Raw genomic sequence first — 16,009 nt, forward strand, 5'->3', positions numbered from 1 at the left:
TGCCGTCCAACTGAGGAGAGGAGCTGCCATGGCAGCCAGTCTAACGGGCCACCGCAACTAGTTTTCCGGGCGACCATCGCCCCGGAAGGGCCGCTCGCCCTCCCCGTTGCCCAGGGGGGTGCGGCCCGGAACGATTCTTCCGTAGTCGTCCACCGCGACGACCTGCGCGGTCCAGGGGGTGGCCGGGCCCGCGCAGGGCTGGGCGATCAGGAGGGCGTCGCCGCGGCGCACGGAGCGCGCCGGTTCGAAGGCGCAGCCGGGGCGGGCGGGCAGCACCCAGCGCAGGTCGCCGTCGGCGGTGCGGTAGGCGGCGATGCGGTGCGGGGTGACGACGGCCAGCATGCGGGCGTCCGGGGTGAGCGGCTGGAGGACGCCGGCGCCGCCGCGCGCGGCCGGGGTGCGCAGCCAGTCGGCGCCGCCGGGGACGGCGCGGTGCCAGCGCACGGAGCCGCCGTCGGCGCGCGCGGTGTCGGTGACCAGGCCGTCGCTCCAGAGCGCGAAGGCGTGGCCCGGAGCGGCCAGGACCGTGACGGGACGGCGGCCCTCGCGCGCGTACGTCCAGCGCGTGGCGCCGCTCTTCGTGTCGTACGCCTGCACGGCCCCGCCCCGCGTGCGCACCCCGGGGTCCACGGCGGCGTTTTCGCCCGCCACGCGCGCGTGGACGGTGAGGCGGTCTCCGTAGGGGGCGGGCCGCGCGTGGTGGGCGGCCGTGACGAGGGGCACCGCGAGCAGCGCGAGGGCCACGGGGAGCACGATCCGGGCGCCGCGGGGGAGGTACGCGGCGGCCCGCGCGGCCGTCGCGCCGTCCGGCCGGTCGGGCGCCGGGAGCGGGGGGCGGCTGGCCTCGGGTGCCGGGAGCGGGTGACCGGCGGTCGTCGTCGCGGGTGCGGGACCGGCGGTCGTCGTCGCGGGTGCGTGGCCCGTCGTCGGGCGCGGGCGCGTGGTCGTCCGGAGCGGGTGTGTGGTCATGACGCCCCCCTTCGGTGCCCCTGCCCATGGATCAGGCGCAGAGCGTAGCCGCGGGGGTCGGGGCGGCCGCCGCATCGCGGGGCGACACGGCGCGGGGAGCGGCCCGCGTCCCCCGTTCGGACCTCCGTCCGGCGCCCAGCGGGGTCCGGCATATCAGGATGAAGTGGCCGATAGCTCGGTGCGGGGCGACGGGTGTCGTCCCGGATGCGCGGCAGAGCAGAGGGGTGCGCCCATGCAGTTCGACGACGACGCCGATCTGGACACCTCCGAGGTCCAGGATGTGCGCGGCAGTCGGATCCCCGGCGGCAGGGCCACCGTGGGCGGCGGCATCGCCGGCCTCATCGCGCTGGTCCTCGGCCTCTTCTTCGGCGTGGGGCCCGAGCAGCTCGGGCTGTCCTCCGGCAACGACGAGCCGGCCGCGTCCTCCTCCTCGCTCGCGCAGGTGCAGCAGAGCTGCCGCACCGGACAGGACGCGAACACGAAGGACGACTGCCGCATCGTGGCGGTGGTCAACAGCGTCCAGGACTTCTGGCGCCCCGAGTTCCGGCGCAGGAACGCCTCGTACTCCCCCGCGCAGACCGTCCTGTTCAGCAACCGCGTGGGCACCGCCTGCGGCACCGCGTCGTCGGCGGTCGGGCCGTTCTACTGCCCCGGCGACCGGAAGGTCTATCTGGACCTCGGGTTCTTCGACGAGCTGCGCACGAAGTTCGGCTCCACCGGCGGGCCCTTCGCGCAGGCGTACGTCGTGGCGCACGAGTACGGGCACCACGTGCAGAACCTGATGGGGACCCTGCAGCGCTCCCAGGACGGGCGCACCGGGCGCGACAGCAACGCGGTCAAGGTCGAGCTGCAGGCCGACTGCTACGCCGGGGTCTGGGCGCGGCACGCGACCCGCACCCCGGACGACCGCACGGGCAAGCCGCTGCTCAGCAGCCTCGACGACGCGGACATCCGGGACGGCCTGGACGCGGCGGCCGCGGTGGGCGACGACCGCATCCAGGAGAAGTTCCAGGGCCGCGTGACCCCCGAGTCCTGGACGCACGGCTCGGCCGAGCAGCGCCAGCAGTGGTTCTACCAGGGCTACCGCACCGGCGACATGGGCCAGTGCAACACCTTCCGCTAGCGGCGCGGCCCCCGGGGCCGTCCCCTCACTCGCCGCCGGTGTGCACCTGGAAGGCGGCGCGGCGCACGGCCTTGGCGAGCGCCGGGTCCGGGTGGGCTGCGGCGAGGGCGACCAGGACCTGGACGGTGCGGGGGTGCCCGGCGCGGCGCACCTCGTCGAGCAGGGCGGGCACGGTCGGCTGGACCGCCGACTCCAGGTGCCGGACGAGGATCTGGGCCTCGCCGTGGTCCGCGACGGCCGCCGCGGTGTCGATCCACAGCCAGGTGGACTCCTCGCGGGTCAGCACGAAGTGGACGTCCTCCGGGTCGGTGCCCTCCTGCTCGGCGAGCCACAGCAGGGCGTAGGGACGCAGCGAGACCTCGTCGACGACGGCCCTGACCTCGGCCTCGGCCGGCGCGCCGACCACCCGCAGCGCCTCGAAGGCGAGGCCGCGCAGCAGGGCGTCCTCGCCGCGGGCGGCGGCGAGCAGGTCGGTGACGGCGCTGCCCACGGTGCGGGCGGCGAGCCAGGCGCGGTACTCGGCGCGCGCCGCGTTGGGACGCAGGCGGGCGCAGCCGCGCAGCATGTCCTCGGCGGACTGCTCGATGTGCCCGGCGGGGCTCTGCGCGGCGACGCAGATCTGCTCCAGCTTGACCCAGACCGCCCAGCTGCCGAGCGGGGTCAGCGTGGCCTGCCCGTCGGCGCAGGTCAGCGCGCCGACGGCGGCGAGGCCGTGCAGGGCCCAGTCCAGGAGGGCGGGCAGCGGGGCGTCCTCGGGGCCCGCGGCGGGCTCGGGCTGCGGGCCGTAGGGGATCTCGCAGCGCTCGGTGCGCAGTTCGGTGACGCGCTGGTCCAGGAGGTCGAGCAGCTGGGGCACGGGGACGGGGCCGGCGGACAGCTGCAGGAAGGACAGGACCTGCGGCATCGCCTCGACGGCCTCGGCGACCGCCGCGGGGGCGAGCGCGTCGGGCGCCGGGTGGGCCAGCGACCAGGCGTCGAAGAGGGCGACCCAGCCGCGCAGGACGGCGCTGTCGTCACGGTCCCAGGCGTGCAGCCGCCAGCCGGGGCGGGCGCTGTCGCCGTGCACCTCGACGAGGCCCGCGAGGCGTGCGGTGTCCCAGTCGGCGCGGACCTGACCGGGGGTCAGCCCCAGCTCGGCGGCGGCCCGTTCGGCCGTGGTGTCGGACAGCGTGCCCTTGCCGTCGGGCGTCGCGCCGCCGCGGCCGGGGCCCGGTCGCAGGGCGGCGTCGGCCCAGCGGGCGACCCGCACGGCGTCGGCGAGTCCGGCGCGCGCTCCCCGGGCCAGCTCCGCGGGCGCGGGCGTGCCCTCGGGGGGACGGGGCGCGGGACGGCGCGCACGGCGGTCGCTCACCGCGCCGGGGGTGGCGGACAGGGGCCGCGCGGGGTCGCGCGGGGTCTCTCCTCGCTTTTCGGCCCTCGGGTGGGGCGCGCGGACAAGTCGGAGCCTGGAGTCGCGCGGGGTACGGGACGTCACAGGGGCAGTCTTCCTGTTGACGGTCGGAAAACCCAAACGGAATGACGACGGCGGCCCGTGGGACACCGTGTGCGAGGGGTCGAAGCGGCGTACGAAAGGCGGGTCGAACAGTCACACAAGAGGGGTGAGGAAGCGGCGCAGCGCCTCTTCGTACCCCGCCGGGTCGGCGTTCCACATGGCGCCGTGCGGCGCGTCCTCGACGGTGTGCAACGTGACCAGCTCCGGGCGCTGTTCGGCCAGCCGGCGGGAGAGGTCCCAGGGCGCCACGACGTCGTCGGGACCGTGCACCAGGAGGGTCGGGACCTTGAGCACCGCGGGGTCCGCGGCCTCCAGGATGCGGTCGCCGCGCAGACCGGTGCGGCCCTGGGCCGCACGGACCGCAAGCGGAAGGAGCGGTCCCGGGGTGCGTCGGGCGGCGGCGAGGGCGCGCAGGGTCGTCTCCCAGCTCAGCACCGGGGAGTCGAGAACGAGCCCGCTGACGCGTTCGCGCAGCGCCGAGTGCGCGGCGGCGTGCAGACACATGGCGGCGCCGGTGGACCAGCCGTGCAGGACGACGCGCTCGGCGCCGTAGCGCACGGCGTAGCGGATCGCGGCGTCCAGGTCGCGCCACTCCGTCTCGCCGAGGTGGCCGAGGCCGTCCGGGGAGCGGGGCGCGCCGAGGTCGCCGCGGTAGGCGAGGGAGAGCACGGGGACCTGGAGGCGGCGCAGGAAGTCCATGACGACCATGGGGTGCTCCCGGGTGGTGCCCAGGCCGTGCACGGCGATCACCCAGGTGTCCCGGGCGCCGGGCACGAACCACGCGGGCAGCGCGCCGAGTTCGCCGGGGATGTCGACGTCCGCGTGGTCGATGCCGAGCGCGGCGTGCGGGTCGCCGATGTACACCTGCGGGGTGAGCCAGGCCCGCGCGCCCGGTTCCAGGGAGCCGTGGGTGACGGATTCGAGGCGGCGCACGACGGTGTCGGCCTCGTGCGGGGCGGACTCCAGGACGGGGCCGACGATCGCGTGCGTGCCGTTGCCGCTGAGGCCGTAGGTGCCGGGGCGCAGGCTCGCGAAGGCGCGGGTCAGGGTGACCTGGCCCGCGGCCGTGGCGTGCACGGTCAGGCGGGGCTCGGTGGGCAGGGGGCGGCCCGCGGGGGCCTTCAGCGCGGCGTCGCTGGCGAAGCGGCCCGCCGCGACGGCGGCCGCGCCGAGGGCGGCGACTCCTGTGGCTACGGTTACGGCTGCTGCCGTCGCTTTGGCTGGGCGCACGGCTCCAGTGTCCGGGGCGTGGGCGGAGCAGGCCAGTGGGCGGGGGCCGGTGGGTGGTCGGGCGCCGCGCCGCGGGCGCCGCCCGGCCCCCGTGCCTCAGGCCTTCCGCTGTCCGTACCCCCGCAGCTTCCGCTCCGCTTCGTCGAGCTGCTCCGGGGTGAGGAGGGTCGGCGTGAGGGAGGGGACGGCGCTGGCGGTGAGCCAGAGGCGGGACATCCATTCCAGTTGGGCCGTGCGGTCGTACGCCTGGGACAGGCTGTCTCCGTAGGTGACGGTTCCGTGGTTCTGGAGCAGGCATCCGGTGCGGTCCCGCAGGGCGTGGAGCATGTTCTCGGCCAACTCGTCCGTGCCGTACAGCGCGTACGGCGCGACGCGGACCGGGCCGCCGAGGACGCCGGCCATGTAGTGGACCCCCGGCAGCTCCGGGACCAGCATGGACACGGCCGTGGCGTGCACCGCGTGGGTGTGGACCACGGCTCCCGCGTCGGTGCGGCGGTAGATCGCGAGGTGCAGGGGCAGCTCGCTGGTCGGTGAGAGGTCGCCGACGAGGCGGCGCCCTTCGAGGTCGACGCCGACCACGTCCTCGGGCCGCAACGCGTCGTAGGGGACCCCGCTCGGGGTGACCAGGACCGTGTCCCCGACCCGTACCGAGACATTGCCCGAGGTGCCGACGACGAGGCCGTCCTTCACCGTCCTGCGGGCCGTCCCGACCAGCTCCTGCCAGGCCTGTCCGATCGCGTCCCGTGCCGTGTCGCGCGCCGTGCCCTGCCGTTGCTCAGTCATGCGGTGATCCTGCCAGCCGGACGCTGCGCACTGTAGGGCGGAGCACAGGACTCCGGAAGCTCGTATATGGGCATACATCACCCTCTGACGATGATTGGCCTGTGATCGACCGGGATCGGATGACCTTCCAGTACTCTCTGGGAGATTTGCCGTGCACGTCGCGATCCGGGGGGAAAAATGGCTCGTGATCAGCAATCGTCCCGTCGGCGCACCCGCCTCATCACGGCATCCGTGGCGGCTGTGGCCATCGGGGGCACCGCCCTCGCCGAGATTCCGGTTTCGGCTGCGGGCAAGCCTCGGGGGCACGATGTGTCCTCGCACCAGAAGCACGTCAACTGGAAGAAGGCCAAGAGCAAGGGCGCACGGTTCGTCTACGTGAAGGCGACCGAGTCGCACACGTACCGGAACCCGTACTTCACCCAGCAGTACAACGGCTCCCGCAACGCCGGCCTGATCCGCGGCGCGTACCACTTCGCGGTGCCGAGCAAGTCGTCCGGCCGCACCCAGGCCCGGTACTTCCTGAGCCACGGCGGCCGCTGGAGCGCGGACGGCTGGACGCTGCCGCCCGCGCTCGACATCGAGCACAATCCGTACAGCTCGCGCAGGTGCTACGGCATGAGCAAACGCGGAATGGTGCACTGGATCAAGTCCTTCAGCAACGAGGTCAAGCGGCAGACGGGCCGCCGCCCGGTGATCTACACGACCACCAGGTGGTGGAACGACTGCACCGGCGGCAGCCGGGCCTTCGCGGCGAACCACGCCCTGTGGCTGGCGCGCTGGTCGGCGTCGGCCGGGTCCATGCCCAGGGGCTGGGCGTACTGGACGTTCTGGCAGCACGACAACGGCGGTCGCCTGCCGGGTGACCAGAATCTCTTCAATGGCTCGATGAAGCAGCTGAAACGGTTCGCCCGGGGGTAGCCGCCAGGTGGCGGAACCCGACACTCCGCCCAGATTTCGGGCCTCGCGCCGTCGCTCCGTACGATCTTCGTCAGGCACCTGATGAATGCGGAGTGGCGGCACTCCACTTCGGGTCACTGCACGGCCCGACCCAGTTCACTTTCCGTTCACCCAGGTTGCCTACGTTCCACATGCCACTGACGTCCAACAGAAGCCTGGGTAAATGGAACACATCACGCTTCTCCTCGGGATCGTGATCGTTACCGCTCTCGTGTTCGATTTCACGAACGGTTTCCACGACACTGCCAACGCGATGGCGACGACCATCTCGACCGGCGCTCTGAAGCCCAAGACGGCGGTGGCCATGTCCGCCGTGCTCAACCTCGTCGGCGCCTTCCTCTCCGTAGAGGTCGCCAAGACGATCTCCGGCGGCATCGTCAACGAGGACGGCCTCAAGACAGAGGTCATCTTCGCCGCGCTCGTCGGCGCGATCCTCTGGAATCTGCTGACCTGGCTGGTGGGCCTGCCCTCCAGTTCCTCCCACGCGCTCTTCGGCGGCCTCATCGGCGCCGCGGTCATGTCGATGGGCTGGTCGTCGATCAACGGCGGCACCGTCGTGACCAAGGTCCTGATCCCCGCCATAGCGGCGCCGATCGTGGCCGGCCTCGCCGCGACGCTGGCCACGCGCCTCACGTACCGCATCGGCCGCAACACCGACACCAAGGCCACCGCCAAGGGCTACCGCGCGGGCCAGATCGCCTCCGCGGGCCTCGTCTCGCTGGCCCACGGCACGAACGACGCGCAGAAGACCATGGGCATCATCACGCTCGCCCTGGTCACCGGCGGTGTCCTCAACCCCGGCGCCAACCCCCCGATGTGGGTCATCGTCTCGGCCGGTGTCGCCATCGCGCTCGGCACCTACCTCGGCGGCTGGCGCATCATCCGCACCATGGGCAAGGGCCTCACCGACCTCCAGCCGCAGCAGGGCTTCGCCGCCCAGACCAGCGCCGCGACGGTCATCCTGGCCTCCTCCCACCTGGGCTTCTCGCTCTCCACCACGCAGTCCTGCTCCGGCGCCGTGATGGGCGCGGGCCTCGGCCGCAAGGGCGGCGTGGTCCGCTGGTCGACCGCGACCCGGATGTTCATCGCGTGGGGCCTGACCCTGCCGGCCGCCGGTCTGGTCGGCGCGGGCGCCGAGTTCCTCACCAAGCAGGGCCCCTGGGGCATCGCGGTCACCGCCGCGATCCTCGTCGGCGGCTCGGCCGTGATCTGGGCGCTCTCGCGACGCGACGCCATCGACCACACGAACGTCACCGACGACGAGATCCGGCAGGGCGGCGACACCACGGGCGCCGAGCCCGCGGGCGTCGTGACCACCGCGATCGCCGCCGTCACCCCGCCCCCGGTGGGCACGGTCGCGGCCGCCACGGCCGCCTCCGACGACCCGGTCAAGGCCACCACGGCCCCGACCACGACCACGACCGGCGCCATGGCGGACCCCGCCCGGCCCGCGACGGTGTAAGGACGCATCAGCATGAGCATCGACTGGGCAGCTCTCGGCTCCGTCTTCGGAGTCAGCCTCGCGGTGACGGTGGCCCTCGTGGGCCTGTTCACCCTCGGCATCGTCGGCCTCTCCAAGCAGGAGACGGCGGCCGCCTCGGGCGGCGGCTCCGCCACGCTGGCGCGCACCGGCGCGTATGCCTGCTTCGCGCTGTGCCTGGCGGCGGTGGCGTACGGGATCTATCTGATCGTCGCCTGACGACCGGAGCACTCGGGTGGGGCGCGGGGCGTGCGAACGCCGCGCGCCCCACCGTCGTATGTGGGGCTCCGCACACTCTCCCGTCGCAGGTCAACGGCGAGTTGACGGGCGTTCGCGGGGCGTGGTGGACTGCCCGGGCCAACTACGGCGGCAGAAGAGGAAGCCGGTGCGAATCCGGCGCGGTCCCGCCACTGTCACCGGGGAGACGCTCCCCGGAAGCCAGGAACTCTCGCCGCCGCATCACGTCGAACCAGGGCGCGGACACCCTGAGTGAGGACATATCGCCATGCTCGGCCGCCCGGTGCCGCTTCCCTTCCTGAGTACGCGTTCTCTCCTCAGTACGGCTGCGGGCTGAGCCCATGAGTGCCGATCGCGACTTCGCGTACGGCGCCGCCGCCGGACTCCTCGGCGACCTGCTCCTCGGCGATCCCCGCCGCGGGCATCCGGTCGCCGCGTTCGGGCGTGCGGCCGCCGCCGTCGAGCGGGTGCTCTGGCGCGACCACCGCGGACGGGGCGCGCTGCACGCCGTGGTGTGCGCCGGAGGCGCGGCGGGCGCCGCCGCCCTCGCCTCTTCTCTCGTACGCCGCTCCCGTGCCGGATCCGTGGCGCTGACCGCCGCCGCGACCTGGTCCGTGGTCGGCGGGACCTCGCTGGGCCGGGAGGCGCGGGCCGTCGCCGGCGCGCTGGAGGCCGGGGACATCGAGGTCGCGCGCGAGCGGCTGCCGCATCTGTGCGGGCGGGATCCGCAGGCGCTGGACGCCGACGGGATCGCGCGGGCCGTCGTGGAGTCCGTCGCCGAGAACACCTCCGACGCGGTCGTCGGGGCGCTCGTGTGGGGCGCGATCGGCGGGGTTCCCGGGCTCGTCGGGTTCCGGGCCGTCAACACGCTGGACGCCATGGTGGGCCACAAGTCGCCCCGGTACCGGCGGTACGGCTGGGCCTCCGCCCGGCTGGACGATGCCATGGGATGGCCGGGGGCACGGCTGACCGCCGCGCTGGCCGTGCTCGCCGGGGACGCGCCCGCCGGGGCGGTGCGGGCGTGGCGGGCGGACGCCCGCAAGCACCCGAGCCCCAACGCCGGACCCGTCGAGGCCTCCTTCGCGGGGGCGTTGGGCGTTCGGCTCGGGGGGACGCTGTCCTATGGGGGTCGGGTCGAGCATCGTCCCGACCTGAACCCGGAGGGGCGCGAGGTGCGGGTGGGGGACATCGAACGAGCCGTGCGGCTGTCCCGGCACGTGAGCTGGCTGGCGCTCGGCGTCGCCGTCGCCGCCCGATCGACTCAGCGGAAGAAGGGCCCTACCTCATGAGCGGTGGACTGCTGGTCGCCGGGACCACCTCCGATGCCGGGAAGAGCGTCGTCACCGCCGGGATCTGCCGGTGGCTGGCGCGCAAGGGCGTGTCCGTCGCGCCGTTCAAGGCACAGAACATGTCCCTCAACTCCTTCGTCACGCGCGAGGGCGCCGAGATCGGGCGGGCGCAGGCCATGCAGGCGCAGGCCGCCCGCGTCGAGCCCAGCGCGCTGATGAACCCCGTACTGCTCAAGCCGGGCAGCGACCGCTCCAGCCAGGTCGTCCTCATGGGCAAGCCGGTGGGCGAGATGAGCGCGCGCGGCTACCACGGGGGGCGCCAGGCGGCGCTGCTCGACACCGTCGTGGGCTGCCTGGAGGAGCTCCGGAGCACCTACGACGCCGTGATCTGCGAGGGCGCGGGCAGCCCCGCCGAGATCAATCTGCGGCGCACCGACATCGTGAACATGGGCATCGCGCGGGCCGCCCGCTTCCCCGTGCTCGTGGTCGGGGACATCGACCGGGGCGGGGTGTTCGCCTCGTTCTTCGGGACCACCGCGCTGCTGAGCGCGGCCGACCAGGAGCTGGTCGCCGGATACCTGGTGAACAAGTTCCGGGGCGACGTCTCACTGCTCGAACCGGGCCTGGACATGCTGGAGGGCCTCACCGGGCGGCGTACCTACGGCGTGCTGCCGTTCCGGCACGGGCTCGGCATCGACGAGGAGGACGGCCTGCGGGTGTCCCTGCGGGGCGCCGTCCGGGAGTCCGCCGTCGCGCCGCCGGTCGGCGAGGACGTGCTGCGGGTCGCCGTGTGCGCGGTCCCGCTGATGTCCAACTTCACGGACGTCGACGCGCTGGCCGCCGAGCCGGGTGTCGTCGTGCGGTTCGTGGACCGGGCCGAGGAACTCGTCGACGCCGACCTGGTCGTGGTGCCGGGTACGCGCGGGACCGTGCGCGCCCTGGAGTGGCTGCGCGAGCGCGGACTCGCGGACGCCCTCGCGCGCCGCGCCGCCGAGGGCAGGCCCGTGCTCGGGATCTGCGGCGGCTTCCAGGTGCTCGGCGAGCACATCGAGGACGAGGTCGAGTCGCGGGCCGGATCGGTGACCGGGCTCGGGCTGCTGCCGGTGCGGGTGCGGTTCGCCCGCGAGAAGACCCTCGCCCGGCCGGTGGGCGAGGCCCTCGGCGAGCGGGTCGAGGGGTACGAGATCCATCACGGCGTCGCCGACGTCACGGGCGGGGAGCCGTTCCTGGACGGCTGCCGGGTCGGCGAGGTGTGGGGCACGCACTGGCACGGGTCGCTGGAGAGCGACGCGTTCCGGCGCCGTTTCCTCACCGAGGTCGCCCGCGCCGCGGGCCGCCGCTTCGTGCCCGCGCCCGACACCGGTTTCGGCACGCTGCGCGAGGAGCAGCTCGACCTGCTGGGTGACCTGATCGAAGAACACGCGGACACGGACGCGCTGTTGGGCCTGATCGAGAACGGCGTGCCGGGGGGCCTGCCGTTCATCGCGCCCGGAGCGCCGCCCACGCCGCCCTCAGCAAAAACAGCAGGAACAGCAGGAACAGCAGCAGCACCGGAACGTGCCAAGGAGGCCCTGTGAGTACCCCGTACCCGTTCACCGCCCTCGTCGGGCAGGACGACCTGCGGCTCGCGCTCTTGCTGAACGCCGTCTCGCCCGCCGTCGGCGGCGTGCTCGTGCGGGGCGAGAAGGGCACCGCCAAGTCCACCGCCGTACGCGCCCTCTCGGCGCTTCTGCCGGAGGTGCCGGTCGTCGCCGGGTGCCGCTTCTCGTGCGACCCCGCCGCCGCCGACCCCGACTGCCCCGACGGACCGCACGAGTCGGGCGGGGACACCGCGCGGCCCGCCCGCATGGTGGAGCTGCCCGTCGGCGCCTCGGAGGACCGGCTCGTCGGCGCCCTCGACATCGAGCGGGCGCTCGCGGAGGGCGTGAAGGCCTTCGAGCCCGGTCTGCTCGCCGACGCGCACCGCGGGATCCTCTACGTCGACGAGGTCAACCTCCTCCACGACCACCTGGTCGACCTCCTGCTCGACGCGGCCGCGATGGGCGCCTCGTACGTCGAGCGCGAGGGCGTGTCCGTGCGGCACGCCGCGCGTTTCCTGCTCGTCGGCACGATGAACCCCGAAGAGGGCGAGCTGCGGCCGCAGTTGCTCGACCGGTTCGGGCTGACCGTCGAGGTGGCCGCGTCCCGCGAGACCGACCAGCGCGTCGAGGTGGTGCGACGGCGCCTCGCGTACGACGACGACCCCGAGGGGTTCGCGGGACGCTGGGCCGGGGACGAGGCCGCGCTGCGGGCGCGCGTGGTGGCGGCGCGTGCGCTGCTCCCCCAGGTCGTCCTGGGCGACGCGGCCCTGCGGCAGATCGCAGCGACCTGCGCGGCGTTCGAGGTCGACGGGATGCGCGCGGACATCGTGATGGCACGCACGGCGACGGCGCTGGCCGCCTGGGCGGGGCGTACCGACGTGCAGAGCGAGGACGTGCGGCAGGCCGCGCTGCTCGCGCTGCCGCACCGCAGGCGCCGCAACCCCTTCGACGCGCCGGGCCTGGACGAGGACAAGCTCGACGAGACGCTGGAGGAGTCGCGCGAGGACGACGCCCCCGAGGGGGACGACGACCCCGACGGCGGCGGTCCGGACGGCGGCGGTCCGGACGGCGGCGGTCCGGACGGCGGCGGTCCCGGTGGCGGGCAGCCCCCGGCCGACGGCCCCGAGTCCCCCGAACTGCCCTCCCAGAGCCAGGGCCCGGACCCCGAGGAGGCACCGGCCCCGCAGGAGCCCGCGCCGGCGCCGGGCGCTCCGTCCGCCGCCGCCGAGCAGCAGGCCGTACGCGCCTCCGAGCCCTTCCGCACGAAGATGCTGAGCGTGCCCGGGATCGGCGAGGGAGCGGCCGGGCGGCGCTCGCGCGCCCGCACCGAGCACGGCCGCACGACGGGGTCGCGGCGGCCGCAAGGGGCCCTCACCAAGCTGCACCTGGCGGCGACCGTGCAGGCCGCGGCCCCGCACCAGAAGGCGCGCGGGCGCTCCGGCGCCGGGCTCGTCGTACGCCGTGACGATCTGCGGCAGGCGACGCGCGAGGGGCGCGAGGGCAACCTCGTGCTGTTCGTCGTGGACGCCTCGGGGTCGATGGCGGCGCGGCAGCGGATGAGCGCCGTCAAGGGCGCCGTCCTCTCGCTGCTCCTCGACGCCTACCAGCGGCGCGACAAGGTGGGTCTGGTGACCTTCCGGGGCACGCAGGCCGAGGTGGCGCTGCCGCCGACGTCGTCGGTGGACGCGGCCGCGGCCCGCCTCGAATCGCTGCCGACCGGCGGCCGTACGCCGCTCGCGGCGGGCCTGCTGAAGGCGCATGACGTGCTGCGCGTCGAGCGGCTGCGGGATCCGGCGCGGCGGCCCCTGGTGGTCGTGGTGACGGACGGGCGGGCGACCGGGGGCGTCGAGCCGGTGGCCCAGGCGGGGCGCGCGGCGCGGCTGTTCGCGTCCGAGGGCGTCGCCTCCGTCGTCGTGGACTGCGAGTCGGGTTACGTACGCCTGGGCCTGGCGGGCCGGTTGGCGGGCGAGCTCGGCGGGACGGCCGTGACGCTGGACGAGCTGCGGGCGGACTCGATCGCCGGCCTCGTCAAGGACGTACAGGGAATCAACTCGCCTTCGAGGAGGGCCGCTTAATGCCGCAGGGACAGCCGAGCGTCGTGCCGGACGACGGGCTCACGACGCGGCAGCGCCGCAACCGTCCGCTGGTCTTCGTGCACACGGGCATCGGCAAGGGCAAGTCGACGGCCGCGTTCGGGCTCGCGCTGCGGGCCTGGAATCAGGGCTGGCCGATCGGCGTCTTCCAGTTCGTGAAGTCGGCGAAGTGGAAGGTCGGCGAGGAGAACGCGCTGAAGGTGCTCGGCGCCTCCGGCGAGGGCGGCACGGTCGCCTGGCACAAGATGGGCGAGGGCTGGTCGTGGATCCAGCGCGCCCCCGCCGAGGGCGAGTTGACCAACGAGGACAAGGCCCGCGAGGGCTGGGAGCAGGTCAAGCGGGACCTCGCCGAGGAGACGTACAAGCTGTACGTCCTCGACGAGTTCGCCTACCCGCTGCACTGGGGCTGGATCGACACCGACGAGGTCGTGGAGGTGCTGCGGAACCGCCCCGGCACCCAGCACGTGGTCATCACCGGGCGCAACGCGCCCCAGCCGCTGATCGACTTCGCCGACCTGGTGACGGACATGTCCAAGGTCAAGCACCCCATGGACGCCGGACAGAAGGGTCAGAGGGGCATCGAGTGGTAGCTCGCCTCGTCATCGCGGCGCCGTCGTCGGGCAGCGGCAAGACGACCGTCGCGACGGGCCTGATGGCCGCCTTCTCGGCGGCCGGGCTCGCGGTGTCCCCGCACAAGGTCGGGCCCGACTACATCGACCCCGGCTACCACGCGCTGGCGACCGGGCGGCCGGGACGCAACCTCGACGCGTACCTGTGCGGGCCCGACCTGGTCGCGCCGCTGTTCGCACACGGCGCCGCCGGGTGCGACCTCGCCGTGGTCGAGGGCGTGATGGGGATGTACGACGGGGCGGCGGGGCAGGGCGAACTGGCCTCCACGGCGCATGTCGCGAAGCTGCTGCGGGCGCCGGTCGTGCTGGTCGTCGACGCGTCCTCGCAGTCGCGGTCGGTGGCGGCGCTCGTGCACGGCTTCGCGTCCTGGGACCCCGAGGTGCGGGTCGCGGGCGTCGTCCTCAACAAGGTCGGCTCCGACCGGCACGAGGCGCTGCTGCGGGAGGCGCTGGACGAGTCAGGGGTGCCGGTGTTCGGCGCCCTGCGCCGCGCCGCCCCCGTGCAGACGCCCTCGCGGCACCTGGGGCTCGTGCCGGTCGCCGAGCGGCGGACCGAGGCGGTCGAGTCGGTGGCCGCGCTGGCGGCGCGCGTACGGGAGGGGTGCGACCTCGACGCGCTGCTCGCCCTGGCCCGCAGCGCGCCGTCCCTGCCGGGCGAGGCCTGGGACCCCCGCGCGGCGCTCGGCCGGGCGCCGGGTTCGTCCGCGGACACCGGACGGGCCGAGAACGCGCCGGACGGGGCGGGGAAGCCCGTCGTCGCCGTCGCCGGCGGGGCCGCCTTCACCTTCTCGTACGCCGAGCACGCCGAGCTGCTCACCGCCGCCGGGGCCGAGGTCGTCCCCTTCGACCCCCTGCACGACGAGCACCTGCCCGACGGGACCGCCGGGCTGGTCGTCGGGGGCGGCTTCCCCGAGGTGTACGCGCCCGAGCTGTCCGCCAACGAGCGGCTGCGGAAGACCGTGGCCGAGCTCGCGCTGTCCGGGGCGCCCGTGGCCGCCGAGTGCGCGGGGCTGCTCTACCTCTCCCGTGAGCTGGACGGGAAGCCGATGTGCGGGGTCCTCGACGCCGAGGCGCGGATGTCGGAGCGGCTGACGCTGGGCTACCGCGAGGCCGTCGCCGTCTCGGACAGCGTGCTCGCGCCGGCGGGGACGCGGATGCGGGGGCACGAGTTCCACCGCACGGTCATGGAGCCGGGGGCCGGTCCCGCGCCCGCGTGGGGCCTGCACCGGCCGGAGCGGCGCGTCGAGGGCTTCGTCCAGCAGAACGTGCACGCCAGCTATCTGCACACGCACTGGGCGTCGGAGCCGGGCGTCGCGCGCCGGTTCGTCGAGGGCTGCGCGCCGTGACCACGGGGGGCGGCTCAGCCCGCGAGGCCCACCACGAGCCAGATGAACGCCGCGCCCGCCACCGTGCACAGCAGGGTGGAGCGCGCGGGGTGGTCGTGGTGCGCCTCGGGCAGGATCTCGGCCGCCGCGAGATAGAGCAGCGCGCCGCCGAAGAACCCGAGATAGCCGCCGAGCAGTTGCTCCGGAATGGTGAAGAGCAGGGTCGACGCGGCGCCCACCACCGGGGCCGCCGCGTCCGCGAACAGCATCGCGACCGCCTTGCGGCGGGCGTTCCCGTACAGGCTCGTGATCGTGTACGTGTTGAAGCCGTCCGCGAAGTCGTGCGCGACGACGGCGAGCGCCACGGCCGTGCCCATGCCGCCGCCGACCTGGAAGGCGGCACCGATCGCGATGCCGTCCATGACGCTGTGCCCGACCATCGCGGCGGCGGCCGTGAGGCCCACCTCGGGGACGCGTCCGTTCTCGTGCTCGTCGGCGCCGTGCGCGGCCTGCCGCCCCGCGAGCAGGTGTTCCACCAGATGGGCGACGAGAAAGCCCGCCACGAACAGCAGCAGGGCCGCCGGTACGCCGAACACCGGGCCGCCCGCGGCCTCCAGCGCCTCCGGCAGCAGGTCGAGGCCGACGACGCCGAGCATCAGGCCGCCCGCGAGCCCCAGGACGAGGTGGCGCCGGTCGGTGACCCGCTGGGCCGTCCAGCCGCCCACCAGGGTCATCAGGAAGGCGCCGAGCGCCACGAACACCGCCATGGCCCCTTGCTATCCGATTGACCCCGTGCCCCGCACGTCCGGCCCGCCCCTCACG

Annotated in this window: 14 protein-coding genes and 1 riboswitch; of the genes, 9 read left to right on the top strand and 5 right to left on the bottom strand. The window is 74.4% G+C overall.

The window, feature by feature from the left end; all coding sequences use genetic code 11:
* Positions 1 to 57 precede the first annotated feature (57 nt).
* Positions 58 to 969, bottom strand: a complete 912-nt coding sequence (locus AB0L89_RS35820; protein WP_365150917.1) for a hypothetical protein — start codon at positions 967 to 969, stop codon at positions 58 to 60.
* A 232-nt stretch (positions 970 to 1,201) separates the two neighbouring features.
* Between AB0L89_RS35820 and AB0L89_RS35825 the strand changes: the two genes are divergently transcribed.
* Complete coding sequence (locus AB0L89_RS35825) at positions 1,202 to 2,092, top strand: neutral zinc metallopeptidase (RefSeq protein WP_365150920.1); 891 nt, start codon at positions 1,202 to 1,204, stop codon at positions 2,090 to 2,092.
* A gap of 25 nt (positions 2,093 to 2,117) precedes the next feature.
* Here AB0L89_RS35825 and AB0L89_RS35830 read toward each other — a convergent pair whose 3' ends face one another.
* The 3 genes from AB0L89_RS35830 to AB0L89_RS35840 form a co-directional block, all read right to left on the bottom strand.
* Positions 2,118 to 3,566: a hypothetical protein gene (locus AB0L89_RS35830; RefSeq protein ID WP_365150923.1), complete on the bottom strand. Its 1,449-nt coding sequence runs from the start codon at positions 3,564 to 3,566 to the stop codon at positions 2,118 to 2,120.
* Positions 3,567 to 3,677: 111 nt separating this feature from the next.
* Positions 3,678 to 4,814: an alpha/beta fold hydrolase gene (locus AB0L89_RS35835; RefSeq protein WP_365150926.1), complete on the bottom strand. Its 1,137-nt coding sequence runs from the start codon at positions 4,812 to 4,814 to the stop codon at positions 3,678 to 3,680.
* 96 nt (positions 4,815 to 4,910) lie between these two features.
* Positions 4,911 to 5,597, bottom strand: coding sequence for a class II aldolase/adducin family protein (locus AB0L89_RS35840; RefSeq protein ID WP_365150929.1), 687 nt, complete (start codon positions 5,595 to 5,597; stop codon positions 4,911 to 4,913).
* Between the two features lie 177 nt (positions 5,598 to 5,774).
* On the opposite strand from AB0L89_RS35840, the gene AB0L89_RS35845 reads away from it, so the two are divergent.
* From AB0L89_RS35845 to AB0L89_RS35880, 8 genes are all read left to right on the top strand, one after another.
* Entirely contained in the window at positions 5,775 to 6,515 is a 741-nt protein-coding gene (locus AB0L89_RS35845) for a lysozyme (RefSeq protein WP_365150932.1), read from the top strand.
* A 202-nt stretch (positions 6,516 to 6,717) separates the two neighbouring features.
* Positions 6,718 to 8,016, top strand: coding sequence for an inorganic phosphate transporter (locus tag AB0L89_RS35850; protein ID WP_365150935.1), 1,299 nt, complete (start codon positions 6,718 to 6,720; stop codon positions 8,014 to 8,016).
* A gap of 12 nt (positions 8,017 to 8,028) precedes the next feature.
* The gene (locus AB0L89_RS35855) at positions 8,029 to 8,253 is read left to right on the top strand and encodes a hypothetical protein (RefSeq protein ID WP_365150938.1); all 225 of its coding nucleotides are present in this window, start codon (positions 8,029 to 8,031) and stop codon (positions 8,251 to 8,253) included.
* Between the two features lie 154 nt (positions 8,254 to 8,407).
* Positions 8,408 to 8,482: riboswitch (cobalamin riboswitch) on the top strand.
* Positions 8,483 to 8,612: 130 nt separating this feature from the next.
* Entirely contained in the window at positions 8,613 to 9,560 is a 948-nt protein-coding gene (locus AB0L89_RS35860) for a cobalamin biosynthesis protein (protein WP_365150941.1), read from the top strand.
* The gene (locus AB0L89_RS35865) at positions 9,557 to 11,137 is read left to right on the top strand and encodes a cobyric acid synthase (protein WP_365150944.1); all 1,581 of its coding nucleotides are present in this window, start codon (positions 9,557 to 9,559) and stop codon (positions 11,135 to 11,137) included. Before AB0L89_RS35860 ends, AB0L89_RS35865 begins: the two co-directional genes overlap by 4 nt.
* On the top strand, positions 11,134 to 13,215 hold the full coding sequence (locus AB0L89_RS35870; RefSeq protein ID WP_365150947.1) for a putative cobaltochelatase: 2,082 nt from the start codon (positions 11,134 to 11,136) through the stop codon (positions 13,213 to 13,215). Before AB0L89_RS35865 ends, AB0L89_RS35870 begins: the two co-directional genes overlap by 4 nt.
* Positions 13,215 to 13,823, top strand: a complete 609-nt coding sequence (cobO, locus tag AB0L89_RS35875; RefSeq protein ID WP_365150950.1) for a cob(I)yrinic acid a,c-diamide adenosyltransferase — start codon at positions 13,215 to 13,217, stop codon at positions 13,821 to 13,823. Before AB0L89_RS35870 ends, cobO begins: the two co-directional genes overlap by 1 nt.
* Entirely contained in the window at positions 13,817 to 15,208 is a 1,392-nt protein-coding gene (locus AB0L89_RS35880; RefSeq protein ID WP_365150953.1) for a cobyrinate a,c-diamide synthase, read from the top strand. The genes cobO and AB0L89_RS35880 overlap by 7 nt, the downstream gene beginning before the upstream one ends.
* A gap of 14 nt (positions 15,209 to 15,222) precedes the next feature.
* Here AB0L89_RS35880 and AB0L89_RS35885 read toward each other — a convergent pair whose 3' ends face one another.
* On the bottom strand, positions 15,223 to 15,954 hold the full coding sequence (locus tag AB0L89_RS35885) for a ZIP family metal transporter (protein WP_365150956.1): 732 nt from the start codon (positions 15,952 to 15,954) through the stop codon (positions 15,223 to 15,225).
* Between the last annotated feature and the right edge of the window lie 55 nt (positions 15,955 to 16,009).

The organism is Streptomyces sp. NPDC052114 (genome assembly GCF_040680155.1).
Taxonomy (GTDB): domain Bacteria; phylum Actinomycetota; class Actinomycetes; order Streptomycetales; family Streptomycetaceae; genus Streptomyces.